Raw genomic sequence first — 24,366 nt, forward strand, 5'->3', positions numbered from 1 at the left:
CAGCCATTACCCCTGCTCCCGAGCGCCCCAGGGCGCGAGACCTGCGTGCGGAGAGGTGCCGGAGTGGTCGAACGGGGCGGTCTCGAAAACCGTTGTACCTTTGCGGGTACCGAGGGTTCGAATCCCTCTCTCTCCGCCACTCTTGCTCGATTACCGCCCTCGCAGCCTCGACCCATTCGGCCGGGGTGCTCTAGAGTCCGCGCAATCGGAAGCGTTCAGGCCAGACAGGAAAGAGCCATGCACCTCGTCCATGATCCCGCCGCCCCAGCTTCGGAGACCATCGCCTTTGATGATTTTCTCAAAGTCGATATCCGGCTGGGAACGATTGTCGAGGCGGAGGCATTTCCGGAGGCGCGTAACCCGGCTTACAAGCTGCGCATTGATTTCGGCGAGGGTGTCGGGCTCAAGCGCAGTGCGGCGCAGATCACCGGGCATTATACACTTGAAGCCCTTGTCGGGTCACGTGTGATGGCGGTGGTCAATTTTATGCCGCGGCAAATCGGTCCGGTGCGCTCTGAGGTTCTGGTTCTGGGATTTCCGGACCAGGCCGGGGAGATCGTTCTCGTGCGGCCGGACCGGGATGCGCCCGATGGAGCCCGGCTGGCCTAGTCGGGCTGGTTCGGTTCAAGTTCGCCGGTTTCCAGGATGGGCGAGGCGTCGAGGTCCTCGGCATCCATCATTTCGGCAATGCGCTGCAGTGCGGCGATCAGCATGCCCCGTTCCCAGTCCTGTAGCTTGCGAAACTCGCGCAGAAACCCGGCCTGTAGCAGTTCGGGTGCGGCTTGGGCCGTGGCCAGCCCCTGATCGGTCAGGCAGGCGAGAATAACGCGTTTGTCGGTATCGGAACGGTCGCGCCGAACCAGGCCCTGTTTGACCAGCCGGTCGAGTATGGTGGTGATGGTGGCCTGGCTGAGCGAGACCGTCTTGGCGAGAGCGGAGGGCGACATCTGCCCATCCTTGCGCAAGGCCTGCATAACGACCAGCTGGGGCGCGGTCAGCCCCGATTTCTTGACCAGTTTCTTGGATTGCAGGTCAATCGCGCGCGTGATGCGGCGTAGCGCAATAAGGATATTGTCGTGATCGCTCATGCCTCCTTAGTCTGCCAAGAAAGCTCTGCTGGCAAGCCTTTCGCGTAAGAGCGCTGCGAGCCCTTCGACTTCTAACTTTGTACAATTAAGGGCGGGCAGGCCGAGCCCAGCCGCAATCCATTGCTTCTTGTGGTTTTTCAAGCACACGATCTACAAGCAGCTGAATGATATCGTTAAAAGCGAGCCTGCGTCAGGCGGATCTGGTGCGCGATCTTCGTTTGGGTTCGAAGTAGTCTGGTCAATTCCCCCGACCTGGCTTAGACCCTTGTGAATCTTAGAATTCAAAGGGTCTGTCTGTATCATGATTAAGCAACGCGCACTCGCGTCCACCATTCTCGCCGCGGCCTCGTTCTCGCTTCTCGGAGCCGGAGCGCTGGCGCAGGGAATGGAAGAAATCACTGTCACCGCCACCAAGCGCGAAGCCTCGGCGCAGGATATTCCGGTCGCGGTCAATGCGCTGCCCGCCAGCGCACTGGAAGAGCTGCGCGTCGATGTCTTCACCGATTATCTGCAGCAATTGCCCGGCGTGACGGCCGGTGGCTCCGGCCCGGGCCAGAGCACAATTTATATTCGCGGCCTGGCATCGACGACGCCGAACCTGACCACGGCCGGTGTGGCCGGTCTGGCACCGAACGTGGCCTTTTATCTCGACGAGCAGCCGCTGGCGCAGCCGGGACGAAACCTCGATGTTTACGCCGCCGACCTGCAGCGTATCGAGGTCCTGCCCGGACCGCAGGGCACGCTGTTCGGTTCCAGCTCGCAGGCTGGCACAGTTCGTCTGATCACCAATCGCCCGGTCATGGGCGAGTACACCGGCGGCGTGAATTTCGGCCTGTCGAGCACTGAAGGTGGCGATATGAGCCACAAGTTCGAAGCCGTGCTGAACGTGCCGGTATCCGAGCGTCTGGCAGTTCGCGGCGTGCTCTACACCGATACCCAGGGCGGCTATATCGACAATGTTGCGGGCACGATCAACGCTTCGGAGTCCGCCCGCTTCCGCCCCGCCGGCACGGTTCGTGCCAATGGTGTTCCGGTCAGCGCCGGCCGCGCCGGTTTCCAGGCCGGTGCCGACCTGTCCGGTGTCACCTTCATTGACGCCGACAATGCGGTTCTGGTCCAGGATGACTTCAACGAAACCCAGTATGACGGATTCCGGATCAGCGCCCTGGCAGACATCAATCCGGAGTGGAGCCTTTTGGTCAGCCACACCAGCCAGCAGATGGAATCGGAAGGTGTCTTCTTCGAGGACCCGGAGCTCGGCGACCTTGAAATCCAGCGCTATGCTGACGACCTGATCGAGGACGAGTTCACCAACACAAGCTGGACCGTCGAAGGTCGTCTCGGCATGCTCGATGTGGTCTATACCGGCGCCTATACGGACCGTGAGACGACCCAGACGGTTGATTACACCGACTATCTCTTCGTCGGTCAGTACCTGCCCTACTATATCTGTGACGTCGCCGTGACCTATCCGGGGGCGTCGGCTCCGTTGGGCACGTGTAACGCGCCGAACCTCTTTGTCGACAGCCGCACCAATACCACGGTCGAGACCCATGAATTCCGCTTCACAACACCGGAAGACAATCGCTGGCGCCTGACCGCGGGTGCCTTCTATTCCAATCTGGAACTGGCTGAGCTCAATGACTTCACCTATCCCGGTTCGATCCCGCTCAACTTCGCGCCGAACTATCCGCTGACCAATACCGCGGTGACCGGCGCTATCGGTAATGCCTCGCCGGGTTATTTCAGCGACGCCGGACCCTTCCCGGAAGGCGTGATTTTCCGGAATGACGTGTTGCGCACCGATGAGCAGATGGGCTTCTTCGGTGAGCTGACCTTCGATGTGAACGAGGAGCTCTCGGTCACGCTCGGTGCGCGCCATTACGATATCGAGGTCGATCTGGAAGGCTCGGCCAACGGCTCATTCTTCAACCTTGGTGCCGCGACCGATGCCCAGGTCTTCGGTACTAATATCTCGGCCCAGTTCGCACCGGGAAATACGGTCGGAGCGCCCGACAAGGCGGCGACTGATGGCATGATCTTCAAGCTCACCGGAACCTGGACGCCTTCGGATAACCTGCTGTTCTACGGCACCTATTCGGAAGGCTTCCGTCCTGGTCTCCTGAACCGTCCGGGTGGCGCCGCCGGTCCGAACGGCTTCACTGTGCCCTTCGCGCTCGATACCGATGATGTGCAGAATTACGAGTTTGGCTGGAAAACCGACCTGTTCGACAATACGCTGCGCTTCAATGGCTCGGCCTTCTTCGTCGAAATCGAAAACCTGCAGACGACGATTTTCGATCCTTCGATCACCAATCTCTTCTTCTCAGATAATGCCGCTAATGCCGAGATCCGGGGCATTGAGGGTGACGTGACCTGGGTGCCGGAAACGGTGCCGGGCCTGACCGTCTCCGGTGCTTTCTCGATCCTGGATACGGAGATCACAGAAGTCCTGACGCCGACCAATGACGTGATTGCCGGGTCCGAACTGGCCTTTGCACCCGGTTTCCAGGCCAATATCCGCGCTCGTTATGAGTGGGAGATGGACAATGGCTGGATGGCGCACGTCATGCCGCAGATCGTGCATTCGGACGACAGCGTCAGCGATGTCATCGAGATCAACAAGGCGCAACTCGACGGCTATACGATGGGGTCCTTCTCGACCGGCGTGACCGAGGATAATTGGCGCGTCGAGTTCTTCATCGACAACATCACCGACGAACGGGCCCAACTCAGCAACAATTTCGTCTTCGATCGCGAACGCGTCACTGTGGCACGCCCGCGGACCTGGGGTTTGCGTGTTGGCGTGGACTTCTAAGTCGCGCCCTTCGTAGTCTGATCCATGCAAGGGGAGCGCATTTTTCCGTGCGCTTCCCTTCGCATTTTCAACGAGGACAATGTGGCCGAGCTGCAGGACCCGACAGCGGATAATGTCAAACAGGCCCAGCGCGCCATGATGGCCGAGCGGTTCGACGAAGCGCGGGAGCTGCTCGATGTTGTGCTCGGCTCTGAGCCATCCAACCCGGATGCGCTTTATGCAGCGGCCGTCTGCGCGCGCTATCGCGCGGCGTATGTAGAGGCCGGCGAGTTGCTGACCCGGCTCAAGACGGTGCAGCCGGAGTTCGGCCGGGCCTATCAGGAAGAGGGATATCTACTGCGGGCTCAGAACCGGGCGGATGACGCCCTGGCCGCATTCCGTCTCGCCTGCCGCTTCAATCCGGCCCTGACCGCGGCCTGGCAGGCCCAGGCCGAGCTGCTGCAGGCCCGAGGTGACCATGTCGAGGCCAGCCAGGCGGAGGCCCAGGCGCAGCGCCTGAAGGCCTTGCCCAAGGAAGTTGTCGCAGTCAGCCACCTACTGGCGGAAGGCAAGATCCTGAAGGCCGAGGCCCTGTGCCGGAAGTTTCTTAAGGCCCACCCGCGCCATGTCGAGGCCATGCGCCTTCTGGCGGAGATCGGCGTCCAGCTGGGCATTCTCGACGATGCGGAATTCCTGCTGGAAAGCGCGCTAGAGTTCGAGCCGGGCAATATCCAGGTGCGCCTCGACTATATCCAGGTGCTGCGCAAGCGGCAGAAATTCGCACAGGCCTTGCACCAGGCCCGCCACCTCTATGAGAGCGATCCGAACAATCCGGTATTCCGGTCGCATTTCGCCATCGAGAACATGCAGACGGGCGATTATGAAACCGCGCTGTCGCTGTTCGATGATATCCTGCGCTCCGTTCCCGGTGACCCGCTGGTTCTGACCTCGCGCGGGCATGCTCTCAAAACCATGGGACGGCAGGACGACGCCGTGACCTCCTACCGAGAGGCCTTGAAGGCCGCACCGGCCCATGGTGATGCCTGGTACGGCCTGGCCAATCTGAAAACCTATCGCTTCGGAGAGGACGAGATCTCTGCCATGGCGCAAGCGGAGGCGGCACCCGGTCTGCCCCATGCCGACCGGATCCACTTGTGCTTCGCCCTCGGCAAGGCGCATGAGGATGCCGGAGACTACGCCGCGTCTTTCGGATACTACGAGCGGGGCAACCGGCTCAAGAAAGCCCAGGCCCGCTATACCTCCGAGCAGATGGCGCAGGAATTTGCAGCCCAGAAGACCCACTGCACAGCTGAGCTGATGCAGCGCCGTCATGAGGGCGGGAACCCGGCGGCCGACCCGATTTTCATTGTCGGTCTGCCGCGCGCGGGCTCAACGCTTCTGGAACAGATCCTGGCTTCGCACAGTCAGGTCGACGGTACGCTGGAACTGCCCAATATCCTGTCGCTCGCGCACCGTCTTCGCGGCCGCGACAAGCTCAGTGACCGCGAGCGCTATCCGCGCATCCTGGGTGAGCTATCTCCCGGCCAGCTTGATGAGCTCGGTTCGGAATACATCGAGACCACGCGCATTCATCGCGCGGGTGCGCCCTTCTTCACCGACAAGATGCCGAACAATTTCCGGCATATTGGCCTGATCAAGATGATCCTGCCCAATGCGAAGATCATTGATGCCCGGCGAGAGCCGATGGCGTGCTGCTTTTCCGGCTTCAAACAGCTCTTCGCCGAAGGCCAGGAGTTCACCTACGGGCTGGAAGAGATCGGGCGCTATTACGCGGGCTATGTCGACCTGATGCGGCATTGGGATGCCGTCCTGCCCGGTGAGGTTCTCCGCGTGCAATATGAGGACGTGATCGACGATCTCGACATCCAGGTCCGCCGCATTCTCGATTTCTGCGGCCTGCCGTTTGAGCAGGCTTGTCTCGATTTTCACCAGACCAAGCGGGCGGTGCGGACGGCCAGCTCCGAGCAGGTCCGCCAGCCCATCTATACCTCCGGCGTCGAGCAATGGCGCCATTTCGAAGCGCATCTCCATCCGCTCAAGGCGGCGCTCGGTGACAGTTTGACCGGATACAGGGACTGACCCATGCCCAAACGTTTTTACAAGACCGATTACAGGACCGGGCAGGACAATATCTCCTTGCTCGGTCTGGATGTTCACAATCCGGTCTTCTTCATCGCGGCTGTCGCCGTGATCGGTTTCATCAGCGCCACCTTGCTGGTGCCCGAGCAGGCCTCGGCCATGCTCCTGAGCACCCGCGACTGGGTGCTGGCGACCTTCGACTGGCTCTTCGTCTCCAGCGTCAACCTGGTCTTCCTGTTCTGCTTGGTCGTCATTGCCTCGCCCATGGGGCGGTTACGGATCGGTGGTCGCGAGGCCAGGCCGGAATTCTCGACCATGTCCTGGTTCGCCATGTTGTTCTCGGCGGGCATCGGTATCGGCCTGATGTTCTGGGGCGCCGCGGAGCCGCTGGCCTATTACACCAACTGGTTTGGCACGCCGCTGGGGGTGGAGGCCCGTACGCAGGAGGCGCGCGATCTGGCGCTATCCGCGACCATGTTCCACTGGGGTGTCAATGCCTGGTCGATCTATGCCGTGATCGGCCTGGCGTTGGCCTATTTCACTTTCTCCAAAGGCCTGCCGCTGACCGTGCGCTCGGCCTTCTACCCGCTTCTGGGCGACCGGATCTGGGGCTGGCCCGGGCATGTCATCGACCTGCTGGCCGTTGTGGCGACGCTTTTCGGCCTGGCCACCAGCCTCGGTCTCGGGGCGCAGCAGGTTGCCAGCGGTCTGGACTTCCTGCTCGGCATCGAAGCCGGACTGACGATGCAGATCATCATCATCGGCTTCATCACCTCGATCGCCATCGTCTCTGTAGTGCGTGGCCTCGATGGTGGCATCAAGGTGCTGTCCAACGTCAACATGGTGATGGCCGCTATCTTTCTCTTCTTTGTCTTCATTGCGGGCCCGACCGCGCTGATCGCCAGCGGGCTCTTGGACAATACGCTCAACTATATTCGCGACTTCCTGCCGCTCTCCAACTGGCTGGGGCGTGAGGACACTGAATGGTTCCATGGCTGGACGGTCTTCTACTGGGCCTGGTGGATTTCCTGGTCGCCCTTTGTTGGCATGTTCATCGCCCGCATTTCCAAGGGCCGCACCGTGCGCGAATTCCTGCTGGCGGTGATCTTCGTGCCGCTGATCGTCACCGTGCTGTGGTTCTCGACCTTCGGCGAAACTGCGCTGTACCAGGCGGAAAACGGGATCGGCGCCCTGCCGGAAGGCATCAGCGACGTGTCGCTCGTCCTGTTCCAGATGCTGGAGAACCTGCCCTGGACGCAGATCGCGTCGGGCATGGCGGTTATCCTGATCCTGGTTTTCTTCGTGACCTCGTCGGACAGCGGGTCGCTGGTCATCGACAGCATCACCGCCGGTGGCAAGCTGCACGCCCCGGTGCCGCAACGCGTCTTCTGGGCCAGCATGGAAGGCCTGGTCGCGGCGATGCTGCTCTATGGCGGCGGCGCCCAGGCGCTACAGGCCTTGCAGGCCGGCGCCATCTCGGCCGGGCTGCCCTTCACCATCATCCTGCTGGTCTGTTGTATCAGCCTGTGGAAGGGGCTGACCGAGGACCACCGGGCCTTGAAACAGCTGGAAAAGGACGAGGCGAGCTGATGCGGGCGTCGGCCGGGTGCCAGAAAAAAGCACCCTAATCCGAAGCGATCAGCGTCAGCTCGGTCTGTCGTCCGTCCAGGAAGCGCACTGTCTCGCCGTCGTAATAGGCGTCTTCCTCGGTGCGAAAATCGACCCGTTGGCCGCCCCATTCGGGCACGGCGCTGTAGGAGGTCAGTTCGATTGACCAGGCCGTGTTGGCATTGACTGCACCGGCGCCGCGCGGGTCGCCATTCTGATTGTCCCAGAAGCCGATGGCCGGGCCGGCGCCATGGCCGTGCAGGCCGATCGGATGCGTGTAGATGGATGGGTCCAGCCCGGCCTCAATGGCCTCGGCGCGGGCCAGGGCGAGGGTTTCATTGCCGCTACGTCCAACCTGGAAATGGTTCAGGAGAATATCCTGCACCTGGTTGCTGGCGCGCAGGCCATTGACCAGGCCCGCCGGGGCCTCGGTTTCACCGGGGCGAAGCACATAGGCCAGGTGCTGGGTATCGGTATTGAGGCGCAGATAGGTGATGCCAAAATCGGTCCATAACAGATCGCCTGGCTCGATCACGGTGTCGCCGCTGAGCATTCCCTCTTCGCCCTGGCGCTGGATGCCGATTGACGGATGGAACCAGGGCTGAAGTCCGAGGCGGGAGAGTTCCTCGCGATACCACCAGCGTACATCATCGGCTGTGGTGAGGCCGGGGGTGATGACTTCGCGCGAAAAGGCCCGGCCGATCAGGGCGTGGGCGGTGCGGACAATGCCGGGATAGATCTCCATTTCCGTCGGCGTCCGCGTTTCCAGCCAGCGCACGGCCAGGGTTTCGCCGGAGACAATGCGGTCTTCATAGGCGTCCGGAAGAGCCGCCGTCATCAGCCGGTATTGGCTCAGCGTCATGCCGTCACCGAAGGCGGTGAGGTCGGAGAAGTTGATGGCGATATTGGCCGGGTCACGCTCGGTGATAATATCAGCCACAGCCTTCCACTGGTCTGGCTCGTCGGCCGGGTCCCAGGAGGGTTCGAACAGGCCGGCCAGGCCATAGCGGCTCACCGTCAGGCGCTCGACCGGGCTGCCATCGCCGGGATCGAAGAAGATCAGGATAGTGCGACGGCGCGCGGCCATGCTGCGGGCATCGAGCATGGTGGCGATCACCGGTTCCTCGAAATACTCCCGCGCCATCAGCAGCCACATCGAGATGCCCTGTTCACGCATAATCTGCGGGATCACTGTATCCAGACGTTCTTCCAGGATCCGGTCGATCAGCTCGGCCCGGTCGCGCAGCGCCATGACCGGCGGCAGTTGCGGTGTGGCTTGCTCGGTCTCGCTCATCGGCAGGGCGAGGGAAGAGTGGGCATGGTCATCTTGCGCCAGCGCCGGCATCCAGGTCAGCGCGCTGACCGCTAGCGCCGCGGAGGTGATCCTGGCGATACGGTTGCAAAGGCATGAGCGTGTCATTTGATGTACTCCCCCTGATAGTCCGGTGCAGGCTGGCATCTGCCCGCGCATTGCACCAGTCGAAGCTTCACTTTTTTGGAACTGCGACCCTGGCGGTTGTGAGCGGCTGTGTCGTCTTGATGGTGTCGAGCGGCCTCAATTTCGCCGCGCCGCCTTAGGCGCCCTAGACGTGTATGCCTCCGTGCCGGCAAGCGAATCCGGGGTGGCTAAAAAAGCGCCGAGCCGATTGTCTTTCCATTAGCTTTCGAAGCAATTCTTGCTTTGTTAACCATAAATCTTTTCAGGAATTTAGTATTACCGCGCGTAAATAGATGGGTAATCAAACCCGCATGGGAGAAGCGGTGATGAAGAGTCTTTTGCGTCAAACTACCGCGTGTCTGGCCCTGGTCATGGGGGTGACCGGTGGTGCTGCCTTTGCGCAGGTCAATACCGGTGAAGTCTCGCCGGTCATACCGCTGCATGGTGATATCGACCCGTTCTATGGCGATATCGATCCCTTCCACGGTGATATCGACGCATTTTACGGGGACATCTCGCCCTTCCATGGTGACATCAACCCCTTCCATGGCGATATCAACCCGTTCTACGGTGATATTAGCCCGTTCTGGGGCGATATCAGCCCGTTTTGGGGGGACATTAATCCGTTCCACGGGGACATTTCGCCCTTCTACGGCGATATCAGCCCCTTCCACGGGGATATCTATCCCTTCCACGGCGACATTCATCCGTTCTGGGGCGACATCAATCCCTTCCACGGAGACATCAATCCGTTCCACGGCGATATCGCGCCCTTCTGGGGCGATATCGGACCGTTCTGGGGTGATATCAATTCCAGCTGGAACATGCTGGATCCGGTCAATGCCACGCGCCGGGAATACCGCGTAGTTCTCGGGGACATCAAGCGTATGTTCCGCGATGCCCGCCGGACCTGGGCGCCGATCATCGGTGACGGCAAGCGCGGCCAAGGTCGCCGCACCTTCAATGCCGAATTCATGCAGCCGCTGCTTGAGCGCTATGGCATTGATCTCAACGATCCGAACTCGCTGCGCATCATGGACGGCCGCGACCGGTCTGCTTTCTTCATGGATTTCTATGACGGTCTGATGGGCTATGCCCAGGCTGACCGGGTCGATCACTGGATGGCAACGTCCAACTGGTCACCGCGTATCGCAGCCAATGTCGGCGGCGGCGAGGGTGTCACTGTGGGTCTGATCGATCTTAGCCTGCCGGGCTTCTATGATCTCGACATCTCCATGTATGGCGAGAGCCCGACCCAGACCTATCTCGGCTCCAATCACGGTATCGCCGTGGCCAGCTTGATCGGTGCACCGCATGACGGCCAGGGCCTGATGGGTGTCGCGCCGAATGTCGAGTTTGCGCTTTACAACCCGTTCGACGAAACGCTGACGACCAATTGGAACGATGTCCGGACCGGCTTGCAGGTTCTGCTCGATCAGGAGCATGCCGATGTCGTCAACCTGTCGCTGGGCGTGGCGGGCTGGACGCTGCCGCAGGACTGGGCTTCGACATTCCAGGCTCTGGATACGGAATACCCGCTGAGCGAAACCCTGTTCGTCGTGGCGGCCGGTAATGACGGTATTGCCCAGACGATCGATCTGGACTGGACTGGTTCGCCGGTACTGGACAACCTGCTTGTGGTCGGCTCGGTCGACCCGGTTGGCCGGGTTTCCTACTTCTCCAACCGTCCGGGCACATCCTGCCTGCTGATCAATAATCAGTGCGCCGAAGGCCAACGCCTGATGGACCGTTTCCTGGTCGCGCCGGGTGAGCTCATTCTCGCCCAGGGCGGCGAGTTCGATGGGGGCCTGACCCGGGTCTCAGGGACCTCGTTCGCTGCGCCCCTGGTGACCGGTGCCGCTGCCCTGGTGAAAGGCCGCTGGCAATGGCTCCAGGCCAATGAGATTGCCGACATCCTGCTGCAATCGGCCCAGGATCTCGGTGCTCCGGGCGTGGATGAAGTCTATGGTTGGGGCCTACTCGATATCGCAGGGGCGCTGGCACCGCTCGATAGCGATCATCTCTATCACCTCGGTGCCGACAATCACGAGCAGACCATTGGAGCCCTTGGCTTGCGCATGGGTACGCTCGACTTTGATGTCCGGGATGAGCAGCACATAGTGGTGATTGAACCGATCGGCTCGACCTATCGCGATTTCGAAGTGCCGCTGTCGACGCTGACGGCGACGGGTGAAACAACGCAATGGAGCGACCAGGCACAGATCACCGAATACGCCTATACCGGCATGCAGGGCACGGCGTTCCGCAATGTCGTCGAGTATGAGCGTTCGATGGCGCGCCGCGGCGATGTGCAGATCGTGGCCCTGGCCGCACGGCGTGATCCGCGGGCCGAGACCTCGGAAAGTCAGCTGCCCTTCCAGCTCGGTGTCAGCATGTACAATACGGTCAATGGCGGTGAGATCCGTGCCGGTATCGGTGAAGGCGCCCTGGCCCTGACCCAGCAAAGCGGTTTCGGCCTGTTCTCCGATCACCGTCCGGAAACCGGTGGCGTCAATCCGGTCCTGGGCCTGGCCTCCGGTGGCATGTATGGCTTGGCTGGCTTCCAGGTGAATGAAACCACCCGGCTGTCGGTTGGTGTCAGCACGGTGCGCGATGAGCACGTTTTCACCAGCCCGCTCACGGGTGAAGAGGCGCCGCTCTACCCGGGTATGGATGATTACACGGCCCAGGCCTTCGTCGTCGACATGGCGCATGAAGCCGGGGAAACGGTCAGCCTGCACGCCAGCTATACCCTGCTGAACGAGGCCGCCGGCCTGCTTGGTGCCCAGGGTTCCGACATTCTCGACTTTGACGGCGGAGCCCAGACTGATGCCCTGACCTTGGGCAGCGAGATGCGCTTTGGCTACAATTTCGATCTCAGCCTGTCGGCGACCATGGCGCGGACCCGTTCGACCGCCTTCGGTAGTGGTGTCCTGGATATCGCTGACGACATCTACTCGTCCGCCTACCAGGCTTCGCTGCGCCGGTCCGGTCTGTTCTGGGATCACGACGCCATGCGTCTGAGCCTGATCCAGCCGTTGCATGTGGAGGAAGGCGCGATCCGCTACACCGCGACGCGGGTCGTCGACCGCGAGACCGGCGCCCTCGGTGTTGTCAGCGAGGACTGGGATCTGGGCGGATTGCGGCCGACCTATCTGGAAGTGATGTATGCCAGCCCGGTTCCCGGTGCGTCTGCCGACATCACCCTGTTCAACCGGTTCGAAGTGTCCGGGGAACAAATCAGCGATCAGCGGATTGGGTTGCTCTCCGGTGTTCGCTTCCAGCTGAAGTTCTAAGACAAGGCCCAATGAATCCAACAGGCCGCTACCCCTCCCGGGTGGCGGCCTTTTGTTTTAAATAAGAACAGTATTCGCTTTTATTTTCAGTCCTGTGGCTGGGAATATAGCCGTTTCGAACACCGGAAATTAATTAACGTCCCCCAGAATATCTCTATGCGCGGATAAACCGCCGGATGGGTGTGATGTTGACGAAACCGATGGCAAAGATTGCAGGGTCCTTCCTGCTGGCGACTGTGCTGACCCTGATGCAGCCCTTTGGAGCGGCTGCCGATATCAGCCTACGCGCCCTCGACGGGACCGCCCTCCAGGCCCAGGACTTCGATAGTGTTGTCGAAGAAGCGCGTGCAGCGATGATGCGCGACCCGGTCGCGGCCCTCGAGCTGGTTGCCGACGCCGAGCAGGCGCTCGCCGCACAGGGTCAGTACACCTCTGTCCAGCAGGCCACGATCAACTGGCTCCGGGCGGAAGCCCTGACCCGCCTTGGCCGCCCCGCAGAGGCCCTGCCTGCCGCCCAGGGTGCGCTCAGCCTGCTGTCGGAAACCGCCGTGCGCGACAAGCTTTACGGCGACGTCTTGGTCGCACTTGGCCGTGGCTACAAGCAGACCGGGGAATATGGTCTGGCCCTGGAAAACTACCAGTCAGCCTACGAGATTTTCCGCGATACCGGCGATACCCGGAGCGAAGCCATCGTGCTGCAGTCGATGGCGTCCATCTACAAGGATGCTGGCCAGTATGATCGCTCCGTCGAGTATTACCTGACCGCGATGGAGCGCCATCCCGGTGACATCCAGCTGGAGCTGGCGGCGACCAATAATCTCGGAAATGTCTATCGCGAGCTTGGCGAATTTGATGCGGCCCGGTCCCAGTTCGAACGTGCCCGCGAGATCGCCGCTGAAATGCAGAGCCCGATCCTGGAAGCGCGCATTCTCAACAATATCGCGTCGCTTTATGTCGAGTTCGGTCATTTCACGGAGGCCACGGCCGTGATCGACCAGGCCTTTACCGTGCTGCCGGAGGAGTCCCGTATTGAGTGGACCCGCTTCCTGTTCGGCGTCCAGGCGCAGATCGCCTATGGCCGCGGCGAATATGCCGAAGCCGCCCGGCTGACCAGCGCCACGTTTGACGGGCTGTCCCTACGCGAGACGAGTCAGCATTTTGTCGAATTCCACGAGTCCGCCGCCGCGATCTATGAAGCGGCCGGCGACTGGCGCCTGGCCACCGAGCACCTGCGGGCCTTCTATCGCCTCGACACGCAAGCGCGCGAGGTGATGTCCTCGGCCAATCTCACTCTGCTCGGGGCAGAGTTCCATTTTGCCGAACAGGAGCTTGAGATTGCCCGCCTGCGCAGCGCCGGGCTCGAGAGTGAACTTGAACTAGCCGATGCCCGTTTCCGTCAGCGCCTGATCCTGGCTTCGGCCCTGCTGACTGTCATGTTTGGTCTCTCGATCGCCCTGATCTGGCGCCAGCGCGCTGCTCGCGAGCGGCAGCTGCTGCTTGAGCGCATGCTGTTCGAGGATGCCGAGACCGGACTGCCGTCTCGGTCGTCCCTGCAGCGCCAGATTGACCTGCTGGGCCCGCTCGAGCCGGGCAGCACGGTTGCCATCGCGCTGGGTATCGACCGCTATTCGCAGCTGGAGGCCGTACTCGGTTTCTCACGCGCCTCTGAACTGCAACGCATTGTCGTCGAACGGATCGCCAATCATGAGGGCATAGACGGCGTGTCGCTGCTCTCTCCCGGTGTCGTTGGCTTCACCCTAGACGGAGCCACCCTGGAGGAGGCGCGCTACACGGCCGGCCGTGTAGCGGCCCTATTCCGCCGCCCGGTAGAGCTGGCTGATGTCGAGATCGATATTGATCTGACCGTGGGTATGGATGCGGGCGAAGATCCGTCCAGCCTGATCAAGCGCGCCGTTATTGCCATTCAGCAGGCGCGCGATACCCACCAGACCATCGCGGTCTTCGATGCCGAGGCCTTCGGTGACGCGTCGCTTGACCTGTCCCTGATCGGCCGAATGACCGATGCCATGCGGACCGGCAAGATCACGCTGCACTATCAGCCCAAGCTGAATCTGCGCACCGGCGAGTTTGATACGGTGGAAGCGCTGAGCCGCTGGAATGATGATGAGCACGGCTTTGTCCCGCCGGATACCTTTATCCGCCTGGCCGAGGAAACCGGGCGGATCCGTGATCTGACCGAGTGGGGCCTGCGCCAGGCCGTGGCCGACCAGGCCCGCATGTGCGCCGCCGGTTTCGACATGACGATCTCGTTCAATATCTCCGGCGCCCTGGTCTCTGACCCCGTATTTGCGGAGTTTGCCCTGCAGCAGGTCAAATCGGCGCGTGGCAAATTCTGCTTCGAGATCACCGAGACGGCCGCGATGCAGGATCCGCAGCGCGCCATGGCGACCCTGCGCCGCTGGATGGAGTCGGGCGTGCGTATCGCCATTGATGATTATGGTTCCGGCCTGTCCTCGCTGTCCTATCTGAAAATGCTGCCCTGCCACGAGCTCAAGTTGGACCGCGCCTTCGTGCAGCATATCGCCACCAATGAGCGCGATCGCATGCTGGTGAAGTCGACCGCCGACCTGGCCCATAGCCTGGGTCTGGAGATGACGGCGGAAGGTGTCGAGGATGATGAAGGCCTGGCCCTGCTCAAGCTCTTCGGTTGTGACAGCGCCCAGGGCTTCGGCCTCAGTCGCCCGCTGCCGCTGGCAGCGCTGACCGAATTCCTGCGCAATGCCAAGCAGGAGATCAAGGTCGAGCCGGTCCCGCTGCGTTCGCTCCAGGAGCGCTATAAGGGGCGCAGCTAGACCCCGTCCGGCCCCTACCACAAAGATCCAATTCCCTCGCCCTGCCGTGCTTTCGCAGTTGCAGCGACGAAGGGGCTAGACAAGAAAGACAACGTTGTCATAGATGTCGCCAGGCATCGGGCTATTTCTAGTCCGGAACGGCATAATGAGGGCGACCCATGTCGAATTACTACAAGCGCCGCATGTCCCTGGCGGGGATCGATCTGACCCAGTATGCGGTCGATGATCTGGCACCGATCGTCCAGGAGACGCTGGATGCCAAACTGCATGGCATCTCCTTCAGCCCCTATATGGAAGGCCAGGTCATCGGTATGCAGCTGGAAGCGGAGCAGATCCGCAAGCGCATGGCGCCGCTGGTGCCGCATGTCGACTGGATTCGCACCTTTTCCTGCACAGAAGGTAATGAGCTCTCGCCCGGTATTGCGGCCGAATATGGCCTGAAGTCCATGGTCGGGGTCTGGATCGATGATGATCTCGAGCACAATGAGGAAGAGCTGAACAATGGCATTGCCATCGCCCGGGCCGGCCACGCGGGTATTCTCGCGATCGGCAATGAGGTCATGCTCCGAGGCGAGATCGATGAAGACCAGCTGATCGAGTATATACAGCGCGCCAAGGCGGCTGTGCCCGGCGTACCGGTCGGCTATGTCGACGCCTATTTCAAGTTCGAGGACCATCCGCGCATCGTCGAGGCCTGTGATGTGATCCTGGTCAATTGCTATCCCTTCTGGGAGGGCTATCCGATCGAGCACGCCCACATCTACATGAAAGAGATGTACCGCCGGGCCCAGGCGGTTTCAAACGGCAGGAAGGTCATCATCGCCGAGACCGGCTGGCCCAATCGCGGGACCCCGGAAGGCGACTCCGTCCCCTCGTACGAAAACGCGGTGAAATACTTCATCGATGCCGCCCGCTGGGCTGCGCGCGAGGATGTCGACATGTTCTATTTCTCCTCCTTCGACGAGGAGTGGAAAGTGGCCAAGGAAGGCGATGTCGGCGCGTTCTGGGGGCTCTGGGACAAGAACGGAAAGCTCAAGTACTAGTAGATGTTTTCTTTGTTCAAGCGTAAGCCCCGCGGCATGCCGTGGGTGCACGGCCCCGCGATCTGTTACTCCGGATATCGCGAGGGCCAGAGCCCGGATACGGGCGTCTATCCTTCCTATGAGGAAGTGCGCGAGGACTTACAGATCCTGGCCCGTCACTGGCGCTATCTGCGCATCTATGACAGCCAGCGCCATGCCGAGCTGGTGCTGGAGGTGATCCGGCGCGAAAAGCTGGACTTCAAGGTCATGCTGGGCATGGCCATTGCCGCCGAAGTGTCCAATCCGAACTGTCCCTGGGGTGGGGAATATCCCGATGACGTTCTGGCTGCCAACCGGCGCGCCAATACGGTCGAGCTGAAGCGCATGGTGAAGCTGGCCCGGCGCTACGACCGGCATGTCTTCGCCCTCTCGATCGGCAATGAGGCCAGCGTCGACTGGAATGATCACATGGTCCCGGTCGAGCGCCTGATCGAGTTCGCCCGGACGCTGAAGCGAAAGACCGGGCGCCCGGTCACCTTTTGCGAGAACTACGTGCCCTGGCGTGACAAGCTGAAGCCGCTCGCGGTCGAGCTCGACTTCATCTCCATTCATACCTACCCGGTCTGGGAGCACCGTTCGATCGAGGATGCGCTGGACTTCACCCAGGAGAATTATTTCTCGGTGAAGCACCATTATCCCGGCAAGCCGGTCATTATCACCGAAGCGGGCTGGACCACGACGGCCAATGGCCGCGGTATTCATCCGCACAACGCTTCGCAGGAACTGCAGGATGCCTATTACCGCCAATTGGTGGAATGGACGGACCGCGAGCAGATCCTGACCTTCGTCTTCGAGGCCTTCGACGAGCCGTGGAAGGGTTCGTCCGAACCCGATGAGCCGGAGAAGCACTGGGGTCTTTTCACTGTCGACCGAAAACCCAAACAGGTGATGCGGAAGATGTTCGGTGATCTCCAGGCGCCGGACCGCCCCGCCAAATAAATCCTGACGATCAGGTCCAAGCTGCTAGAGTGGTGCTGTTGGGCTTTTCCGCCGCAATGGCGCAGCAAATATGCGCCCGATTTTGGCGCGTATGGTGCTGATATTTCAGTGCCTATCGTTTATGTTTATGGGCCATCCGAAAAAAATCGATTGGATCGATGTTCTGCGGTCCATCATTGTGTCGGCATAGCGTGCACGCGTTCCCAGTACAACATTAGCTTTACAAGCAGGATTGGAGATCTCATGGACGGCGCTAGCAAATGCCCCTTCGCGGGTGCCTCGCAGCGGCATACCGCAGCCGGCGCGTTTTCAAACGCGACCTGGTGGCCGGAACAACTGAATTTGCAGATTCTGCATCAGCATTCCGACCTGTCCAACCCGATGGACAAGGACTTCGACTATGCCGAGGCGTTCAACGCCCTCGATTATGAAGCGGTGAAGCGCGACCTGACCGCGCTGATGACCGATAGCCAGGACTGGTGGCCGGCCGATTATGGTCACTATGGCGGCCTATTCATCCGCATGGCCTGGCATGCTGCGGGCACTTATCGTGTCTCCGATGGGCGCGGCGGTGCCAGTGCCGGTACGCAGCGTTTTGCGCCGCTCAATTCCTGGCCGGACAATGGCAATCTGGACAAGGCGCGCCGCCTGCTCTGGCCAATCAAGCAGAAATACGGAGCCAACCTGTCCTGGGCCGATCTGATGATCATGGCCGGCAATGTCGCCATTGAATCAATGGGTGGACCGGTCTTCGGTTTCGGCGGTGGCCGTGCCGATGTCTATGAGCCGGAGGGTGATATCTATTGGGGGCCGGAGACCGAATGGCTCGCCGATGAGCGCTATTCCGGTGACCGCGAGCTCGCCAACCCGCTCGGTGCGGTGCAGATGGGTCTGATCTACGTTAATCCGGAAGGTCCCAACGGCAAGCCCGATCCGGTCGCATCCGGCCGGGATATCCGGGAGACCTTCGCCCGCATGGCGATGAATGACGAGGAAACCGTGGCTCTCGTCGCCGGCGGTCACACCTTCGGCAAGGCTCATGGCGCCGGCGATGCCGGCCTGGTCGGTCCGGAGCCGGAAGGGGCCCCGATCGAACAACAGGGTCTCGGCTGGATCAGCGCTCATGCGTCCGGCAGGGGTGGCGACACCATCACCAGCGGCATTGAAGGTGCCTGGACCGCCAATCCGACCCAGTGGGATAATGGCTATTTCGACCTCCTTTTCGGTTATGAGTGGGAGCTGGTGAAGAGTCCGGCCGGTGCCTATCAATGGCATGCCAAGAATCCGGCCGAGAAGGATCTCGCCCCGGCCGCTGATGATGCGTCCAAGAAGGTCCCGACCATGATGACCACCGCCGACATGGCGATGCGCATGGACCCGGCCTATGAGAAGATCTCCCGCCGTTTCCACGAAAACCCGGAAGAGTTCGCCGACGCCTTTGCCCGCGCCTGGTTCAAGCTGACCCACCGCGATATGGGGCCGAAAGCGCGCTATCTCGGGCCGGATGTCCCGGCCGAGGAGCTGCTCTGGCAGGACCCGGTTCCGGCCGTCGACCATGAGCTGATCAATGATGCCGATATCGCCGAGCTGAAAGCCAAGATCCTCGAGACCGGCCTTTCGGTTTCCCAGCTGGTCTCCACGGCCTGGGCTTCGGCGTCCACCTTCCGCAATTCCGACAAGCGCGGCGGTGCCAATGGCGCGCGGATTCGTCTGGCTCCGGCAAGGGACTGGGCCGTCAATGCCGGCACCGGCGATGTCATCGCCAAGCTGGAAGAGGTCAAGGCGGGCTTCTCCAAGCCGGTCTCCATTGCCGACCTTATTGTGCTTGGCGGTGCTGCGGCGATCGAAAGCGCGGCCAAGGCGGCCGGTTATGATGTTTCCGTGCCGTTTACGCCGGGGCGCACCGATGCGAGCCAGGAACAGACCGATGTCGACAGTTACGCCTTGCTGGAGCCCAAGGCGGACGGTTTCCGCAATTACAATAGCGGCGCCTCTGATCGTCCGGCTGAGGAATGGCTCGTCGACAAGGCGCAATTGCTGACCCTGACGGCACCGGAAATGACGGTTCTGGTCGCGGGTATGCGTGCGCTGGACACCAATGCCGGCGGCACGCAGCACGGCGTGCTGACGGATCGTCCGGGGCAATTGTCCAATGATGTCCTGGTCAATCTGCTCGACATCTCGACCGCTTGGGCGGCGTCACAGGACGATGAGGATGTCTTCGAGGGCCGCGACCGGATGACCGGCCGGGTCAAATACACCGCGACCCGTGTCGATCTCGTCTTCGGCTCGAACTCGCAATTGCGGGCGATTGCCGAGGTCTACGCCTCTGCCGATGCGGGCCAGGCTTTTGTCGAAGACTTTGTCGAGGCCTGGAACAAGGTGATGATGCTCGACCGGTTCGAGGTCAAATAACCCAGCACACCCTGACGCTAGGGTGAGCGGAGAGCGGGCCTCGCCAGGCCCGCTCTTTTTTATGTCCGACAAGCCGGAGCTTAGTATTCGTAAGGTTCGTGACCGACCAGGTGCAGCGTGTAGGCGGCGTCGCCGAGCTCGTTCATATTGCGCTCGGAGGTCAGCTCGCCCCAGACCCAGACCGGCGACCAGACGCGCTCGACCGTTATCGGGCTTTCGGTCACGACATGGACGATCTGGTTCGGCGGCGGCGGCGGGGTGTGCACACAGGCGCCGAAATAGGGTACCAGGAGAAACTCGCCAATCTCGCCGCCGGGCTGGGCGTCGAGCGGCAGGATGAAGCCCGGCATGCGGATGGTCTGGCCGATCAGCTCCTGCTCCACATTGAAGGTGCCGATCTGTGACATCTGACCGCCGAAATGGTCACCGCCACCCATCATGTAGCTTGCGGCATAGAGCTCTTCCAGGCGCTCCAGCTCACCCTCGGGCAGAAGGTCATCCCAATTGATGATCAGCGGTTCGACCTCTTCCGCCTCATTGCCCTGGTAGGCCAGGGCCGGGGTCGACAGGGCCAGCGGCGCGCAGGCGGCAAGGGCGGCGATCAGGAAGGTTTTGGGCAAATCAAGAACAGACATGACAGGCCTTCTGGAATTCCAGGCTAGAGTTTCGGGGTCAGACCATCTGACAGGGCATTGCGTTGGGCTTGCCAGGCCGGGAGCATGCCGGCTGCGGCACCGGCAAATGTCACCGCCAACAGAACATAGAGCTCCATCAGCCCGGGCATACCCCCCAATTCCATACCGTATCGGGTGCGCACAATCGATGCGACAATACCGACGGCCACCTGGGTCACGACAATGCCGATGACGGCGCCGATGGCGGCCAGGCTTGTGGCTTCCAGCACCAGCAGGGAGAAAATGTCCCGCGGCTTGGCACCGGTTGCTCGCAAGACCGCCATTTCCCGGCGGCGTTCATTCAGGCCCGAGGTCAGCGCGGTCAGGATTGAGATCAGCCCGACCAGCAGGACCAGGAGCGAGATCACCCGGAAGGCGCGTTCGCCGGCGCCGACGATCTGCCAGAGCTGGGTCAGGGCGACACCGGGCATGACGGCAGACAGGGCTTCATCCGGGAAGGTGTTGATCTGACGCTGCAGGCTCAGCGTCCGGATCGGGCTTTGCACGCCGATAAAGGCGGCGGTGATGGTTTCCGGTTCCAGCTCGCCACTGTCCTCACGTGGCTGGCGGGCGCCGGGCGCCACACCGGTATCCCAGCCGACATGGATCAGTTCGATGCTTTCCAGCGAGACATGGACGGACCGATCCACCGGCGTGCCGCTGGGGGCGAGAATGCCGGTGACGGTGAAGTCATGACCGGTATGCTCGGCGAAGCTGATCTCGCCGATGCCGTGCGAGAGCAGGATCTCATCACCCAGTTCATATCCCAGCTGGCGCGCAACTTCCGAGCCGAGCACGGCCTGGTAGGTGCCGTCAAAGCGTTCACCCTCGGCAAAGCCCAGGGGCAGGTCGCGGCCATAGCGGTAATGGTCGAAATATTCCGGCGTCGTACCGACCACGCGGTAGCCGCGATGGCTGTCGCCGAGCGAGATCGGCACGGCCCAGGCCACGCCCGGCGCGCCGGCGATACGCTGATAGCTCTGCCAGCCGATATTCGCGGTCGGGTCGCCAAGGCGGAAGACCGAATAGAGCAGCAGGTTGATGGCGCCACCACGGGCACCAACGATGATGTCGGTGCCGGAAATGGTCGAGTTGAAGCTGGTGCGGACGCCGGACTGGATGCGCTCGACGCTGAGGAAAAGCGTCACCGACAAGGTCACGGCGAGCACGGTCAGGGCGGCGGAAGTGCCGCGATTGATCAGGCTCTTCCAGGCGAGACGAAGCAGGGCGGGGTTCATGCCATCTCTCCAGCGTGATTGATCTCGGCGAGGTCGGCGAAACGGTCAAAGCGCGTAGCCAGGGAGCGGTCATGGCTGACAAACAGCAAGGAGGCGCCGTTTTCGCGGGCAATGCCGGAGAGCAGGTTGAGGAAGTCGTCGCGACTGTCGTCATCGAGTGCCGAGGTCGGCTCATCGGCGACGATCAGGCCGGGCGACCCGATCAGGGCGCGGGCGGCGCCGACGCGTTGTTGCTGCCCGACGGAGAGGTTGGAGGAGGCGCGCTCCCAGGTTTCCTCTGCCAGGCCGAGGGCACCGAGAAGGCGCTTGGCCTCGGCCTGCTTGGCCGCCGCATCGGCGCCGGCCGCCTTGTCGCGGCGATCGGAGAAGGTGAGCGGCAGCAGAACATTGTCGACCGCGGTGAGGTAGGGCACGAGATTGAAGAGCTGGAAGATCATGCCGATCTGGTCGGCTCGCAACCGGTCGCGCGCCTGCGGCCTGGCCGGGTCCATCCGCTGGCCCAGCACTTCGATCGAGCCGGTCTGGACCGGGGTGATGCCGGCAATCAGACCCAAAAGTGTGCTCTTGCCGCTGCCGCTGGGCCCGGCCAGGAAGACGCTCTCGCCATGCTCCAGTGCGAAGCTGTCGATCGCCAGAACTTCATTCCCACCCGGCCAGGTATGGCGCAGGTCTTGAACTTTGACAGTGGTTTGCGTCATCGGGGCAGGCGGGCACGCTCTTGTGAGGGGGTGAGCTCAAAGGCCAGCTGGCGCTGTTCGGACAGGAAGACACCATCGACGCGTTCGAGCTGCGGGAAGGCGGAGAACAGGGTCGTCGCGATCCCGCTGATCCGGGCCGGGGCCGCACAGCGGCCGCTATAGGTCACGCGCACATTGCCATGGGTCTCTTCAGCCTCATGGCCCTCATGCTCCGCGTGGTGCTCATGATGATCTTCATGATCATGGCCGTCCTCATGATGGTGCTCGGCATGATGATCATGGTGCGCTTCATGGTCATGCCCGTCCTCATGATCATGGCCGTCATGATGGTGCTCGTCATGCGCATCATCCTGATCGCGACTGACGTCTGCCGTATCAAAGGTACAATTGCCGTCGATCAGGCTGAACAGGGTCGCGCCCTGGCGCAGCGTGGCGTCCGCGGTCTCGGTCGTTGCGCGTTGTTCGTCATTACGCGGCGCATGCTCGAAGCCATAGAAATCATAGGCCGGGCTTGTCAGTTCGATCTGCAGCCGGCCATCGGATTCCACCGCGATGGCCATTTCGGCATGGCCGTGGACGTGGGCGGACTGGGCTGCGGTCACAAGCGCGATGGCGGTGAGGGCGGTAAAGGTCACAACGAACATCCTTATGGCGTTATGTGTATTGCCTGCGGTTAGTAATGTTATTATATAACGCCACACGGGGCGCAAGCCACACTCCATACCTATACCCTAGCCCAGAAGGTCAAGCCATGCGGACTCAAGATGCAGCCGGAATTGGTCTGTCCGGACTTTGCCTCGTGCATTGCCTCGGTCTGCCGGTGCTTATCTCGCTCAGCCCTTCCCTTATGTGGATGGAAAATGAACTCATCCATATCGGTCTGGCGAGTGTGGCCCTGATCGTCTGGTTGACGGTCTTGCCGAAATGGCCGACGGGTCAATCCGGTCTGGTGGTCAAGGCCATCGCGCTTGCGGGTCTGGGTCTGCTTTTTCTCGGCGCGCTCTGGGAAGTCAGTGAGACATTCGAGAAAGTCGTGACCTCGATCGGCGCCGTTACCCTGGCCGCTTCGCATCTGCTGGCCTGGAAAGGCTCGCACCGGACAGCTGCGCCGCACGCCTAGACGGCAAGCCGGTTGAGCCCCCTGGAAGTCTGGGGTTGAAAAGCGCGGGGATTTCCCGTCCTCTCCCCCGCTAGTCGATTTTGCTCGTCCAGGAGACTTGTTCATGGCGGATGCTCCCGCTCGGCCCGAGCGCCGGAATGCCTTTACCCGCTTCCTCGATACCGTCGAGTGGCTGGGCAATCTCTTGCCGCACCCGGTGACCCTGTTCGCCATTCTGGCGCTTGGCATTATCCTTCTGTCTGGCCTGTTCGGCTGGATGGGGCTGGCGGTGGAAGACCCGCGCCCGGCTGGCGCCCGCGGCGTCGCCGATGACGGCATGATCCGCGCGGTCAGCCTGCTCAGTGCCGATGGTTTCCGCCGCATCTGGGTGTCGCTAACGACGAACTTCACATCCTTTGCGCCGCTCGGCGTGGTCCTGGTCGCCATGCTCGGCGTCGGCGTGGCCGAGAAGTCCGGCCTCCTGTCCGCTGCCGTGCGCGCTATGGTGCTCTCCGCACCGCGCCATGTTGTCACCGTCGCCATCGTCTTCGCCGGTATCGTCTCCAACACCGCGTCCGAGGTCGGCTATGTCGTCCTGATCCCGCTTGCCGGTGCGATCTTCTACGCCCTGGGGCGTCACCCGCTCGCGGGCATGGCGGCGGCTTTCGCCGGCGTCTCCGGCGGCTATAGCGCCAACCTCCTGATCGGCACGATCGACCCGCTGCTCGCCGGTATCACCACCGAAGCGGCACAGCTGATCGACCCGGATTACGAGGTCGTGGCCACGGCGAACTGGTATTTCATGGTCGCCTCGACCTTCCTCATCACCGCGATCGGCTCGCTGGTCACGATCTTCATCGTCGAGCCCAAGCTGGGCAAGTACGACCCGTCGCGCGCCGACCCGACCATTCTCGACAAGCGGATGATGGACGATCTGACGAAGAGCGAGAAGAAGGGCCTGTTCTGGGCCTTCCTCGGCGTGCTCTTCGTGCTCGGCCTGATGGCGCTGACCCTGATCCCCGAATGGGGCATTCTGCGCAATCCGGAGACCGGCGACCGTTTCGCCTCGCCCTTCTTCCGC

At 61.7% G+C, this 24,366-nt stretch carries 17 protein-coding genes and 1 tRNA gene; 12 read left to right on the forward strand and 6 right to left on the reverse strand.

Annotation, left to right across the window (positions count from 1 at the left end; genetic code table 11):
- Positions 1–49: 49 nt before the first annotated feature.
- Both Q1V51_RS09315 and Q1V51_RS09320 read left to right on the forward strand, forming a co-directional pair.
- A tRNA-Ser gene (locus Q1V51_RS09315) sits at positions 50–139 on the forward strand.
- 98 nt (positions 140–237) lie between these two features.
- Complete coding sequence (locus Q1V51_RS09320) at positions 238–609, forward strand: tRNA-binding protein (protein ID WP_300555646.1); 372 nt, start codon at positions 238–240, stop codon at positions 607–609.
- Here Q1V51_RS09320 and Q1V51_RS09325 read toward each other — a convergent pair.
- Positions 606–1,088 carry a MarR family transcriptional regulator gene (locus Q1V51_RS09325; RefSeq protein WP_300555648.1) on the reverse strand — a complete coding sequence of 161 codons (483 nt, stop codon included), beginning with the start codon at positions 1,086–1,088 and terminating at the stop codon, positions 606–608. The genes Q1V51_RS09320 and Q1V51_RS09325 overlap by 4 nt on opposite strands.
- 301 nt (positions 1,089–1,389) lie before the next feature.
- Here Q1V51_RS09325 and Q1V51_RS09330 point away from each other — a divergent pair, with 301 nt between their 5' ends.
- The 3 genes from Q1V51_RS09330 to Q1V51_RS09340 all read left to right on the forward strand — a co-directional run bounded on the left by Q1V51_RS09330 (position 1,390) and on the right by Q1V51_RS09340 (position 7,575).
- A complete protein-coding gene (locus tag Q1V51_RS09330) occupies positions 1,390–3,906 on the forward strand; it encodes a TonB-dependent receptor (RefSeq protein ID WP_300555650.1) in 2,517 nt (838 codons plus the stop codon).
- Positions 3,907–3,987: 81 nt separating this feature from the next.
- Entirely contained in the window at positions 3,988–5,985 is a 1,998-nt protein-coding gene (locus Q1V51_RS09335; protein WP_300555652.1) for a tetratricopeptide repeat-containing sulfotransferase family protein, read from the forward strand.
- 3 nt (positions 5,986–5,988) lie between these two features.
- Entirely contained in the window at positions 5,989–7,575 is a 1,587-nt protein-coding gene (locus tag Q1V51_RS09340) for a BCCT family transporter (RefSeq protein ID WP_300555654.1), read from the forward strand.
- Between the two features lie 34 nt (positions 7,576–7,609).
- On the opposite strand, the gene Q1V51_RS09345 is transcribed toward Q1V51_RS09340, so the two are convergent.
- Entirely contained in the window at positions 7,610–9,013 is a 1,404-nt protein-coding gene (locus Q1V51_RS09345) for a M24 family metallopeptidase (RefSeq protein WP_300555656.1), read from the reverse strand.
- A gap of 344 nt (positions 9,014–9,357) precedes the next feature.
- Between Q1V51_RS09345 and Q1V51_RS09350 the strand changes: the two genes are divergently transcribed.
- From Q1V51_RS09350 to katG, 5 genes are all read left to right on the forward strand, one after another.
- Positions 9,358–12,327: a S8 family peptidase gene (locus Q1V51_RS09350; protein WP_300555658.1), complete on the forward strand. Its 2,970-nt coding sequence runs from the start codon at positions 9,358–9,360 to the stop codon at positions 12,325–12,327.
- Positions 12,328–12,527: 200 nt separating this feature from the next.
- The gene (locus Q1V51_RS09355) at positions 12,528–15,140 is read left to right on the forward strand and encodes an EAL domain-containing protein (RefSeq protein WP_300555660.1); all 2,613 of its coding nucleotides are present in this window, start codon (positions 12,528–12,530) and stop codon (positions 15,138–15,140) included.
- 158 nt (positions 15,141–15,298) lie between these two features.
- Positions 15,299–16,183: a glycosyl hydrolase family 17 protein gene (locus tag Q1V51_RS09360; protein ID WP_300555662.1), complete on the forward strand. Its 885-nt coding sequence runs from the start codon at positions 15,299–15,301 to the stop codon at positions 16,181–16,183.
- Positions 16,184–16,186: 3 nt separating this feature from the next.
- On the forward strand, positions 16,187–17,161 hold the full coding sequence (locus tag Q1V51_RS09365; protein WP_300555664.1) for a glycosyl hydrolase family 17 protein: 975 nt from the start codon (positions 16,187–16,189) through the stop codon (positions 17,159–17,161).
- A gap of 243 nt (positions 17,162–17,404) precedes the next feature.
- On the forward strand, positions 17,405–19,576 hold the full coding sequence (katG, locus tag Q1V51_RS09370; protein ID WP_300555666.1) for a catalase/peroxidase HPI: 2,172 nt from the start codon (positions 17,405–17,407) through the stop codon (positions 19,574–19,576).
- 80 nt (positions 19,577–19,656) lie between these two features.
- Here katG and Q1V51_RS09375 read toward each other — a convergent pair whose 3' ends face one another.
- From Q1V51_RS09375 to Q1V51_RS09390, 4 genes are read right to left on the reverse strand one after another with little or no spacing between them, the layout of a single operon-like run.
- On the reverse strand, positions 19,657–20,211 hold the full coding sequence (locus Q1V51_RS09375) for a DUF3299 domain-containing protein (protein ID WP_300555668.1): 555 nt from the start codon (positions 20,209–20,211) through the stop codon (positions 19,657–19,659).
- Positions 20,212–20,234: 23 nt separating this feature from the next.
- Positions 20,235–21,488, reverse strand: coding sequence for an ABC transporter permease (locus Q1V51_RS09380; RefSeq protein WP_300555670.1), 1,254 nt, complete (start codon positions 21,486–21,488; stop codon positions 20,235–20,237).
- Positions 21,485–22,186: an ATP-binding cassette domain-containing protein gene (locus tag Q1V51_RS09385; RefSeq protein ID WP_300555672.1), complete on the reverse strand. Its 702-nt coding sequence runs from the start codon at positions 22,184–22,186 to the stop codon at positions 21,485–21,487. Before Q1V51_RS09385 ends, Q1V51_RS09380 begins: the two co-directional genes overlap by 4 nt.
- Positions 22,183–22,821 carry a DUF2796 domain-containing protein gene (locus Q1V51_RS09390; RefSeq protein WP_300555674.1) on the reverse strand — a complete coding sequence of 213 codons (639 nt, stop codon included), beginning with the start codon at positions 22,819–22,821 and terminating at the stop codon, positions 22,183–22,185. The genes Q1V51_RS09385 and Q1V51_RS09390 overlap by 4 nt, the downstream gene beginning before the upstream one ends.
- 116 nt (positions 22,822–22,937) lie before the next feature.
- On the opposite strand from Q1V51_RS09390, the gene Q1V51_RS09395 reads away from it, so the two are divergent.
- Complete coding sequence (locus Q1V51_RS09395; RefSeq protein ID WP_300555676.1) at positions 22,938–23,306, forward strand: MerC domain-containing protein; 369 nt, start codon at positions 22,938–22,940, stop codon at positions 23,304–23,306.
- 103 nt (positions 23,307–23,409) lie between these two features.
- Positions 23,410–24,366, forward strand: a 957-nt coding sequence (locus Q1V51_RS09400; RefSeq protein ID WP_300555678.1) for an AbgT family transporter, incomplete at its 3' end; no start/stop codon positions are given.

Source organism: Maricaulis sp. (assembly GCF_030149235.1).
Classification (GTDB): Bacteria; Pseudomonadota; Alphaproteobacteria; order Caulobacterales; family Maricaulaceae; genus Maricaulis.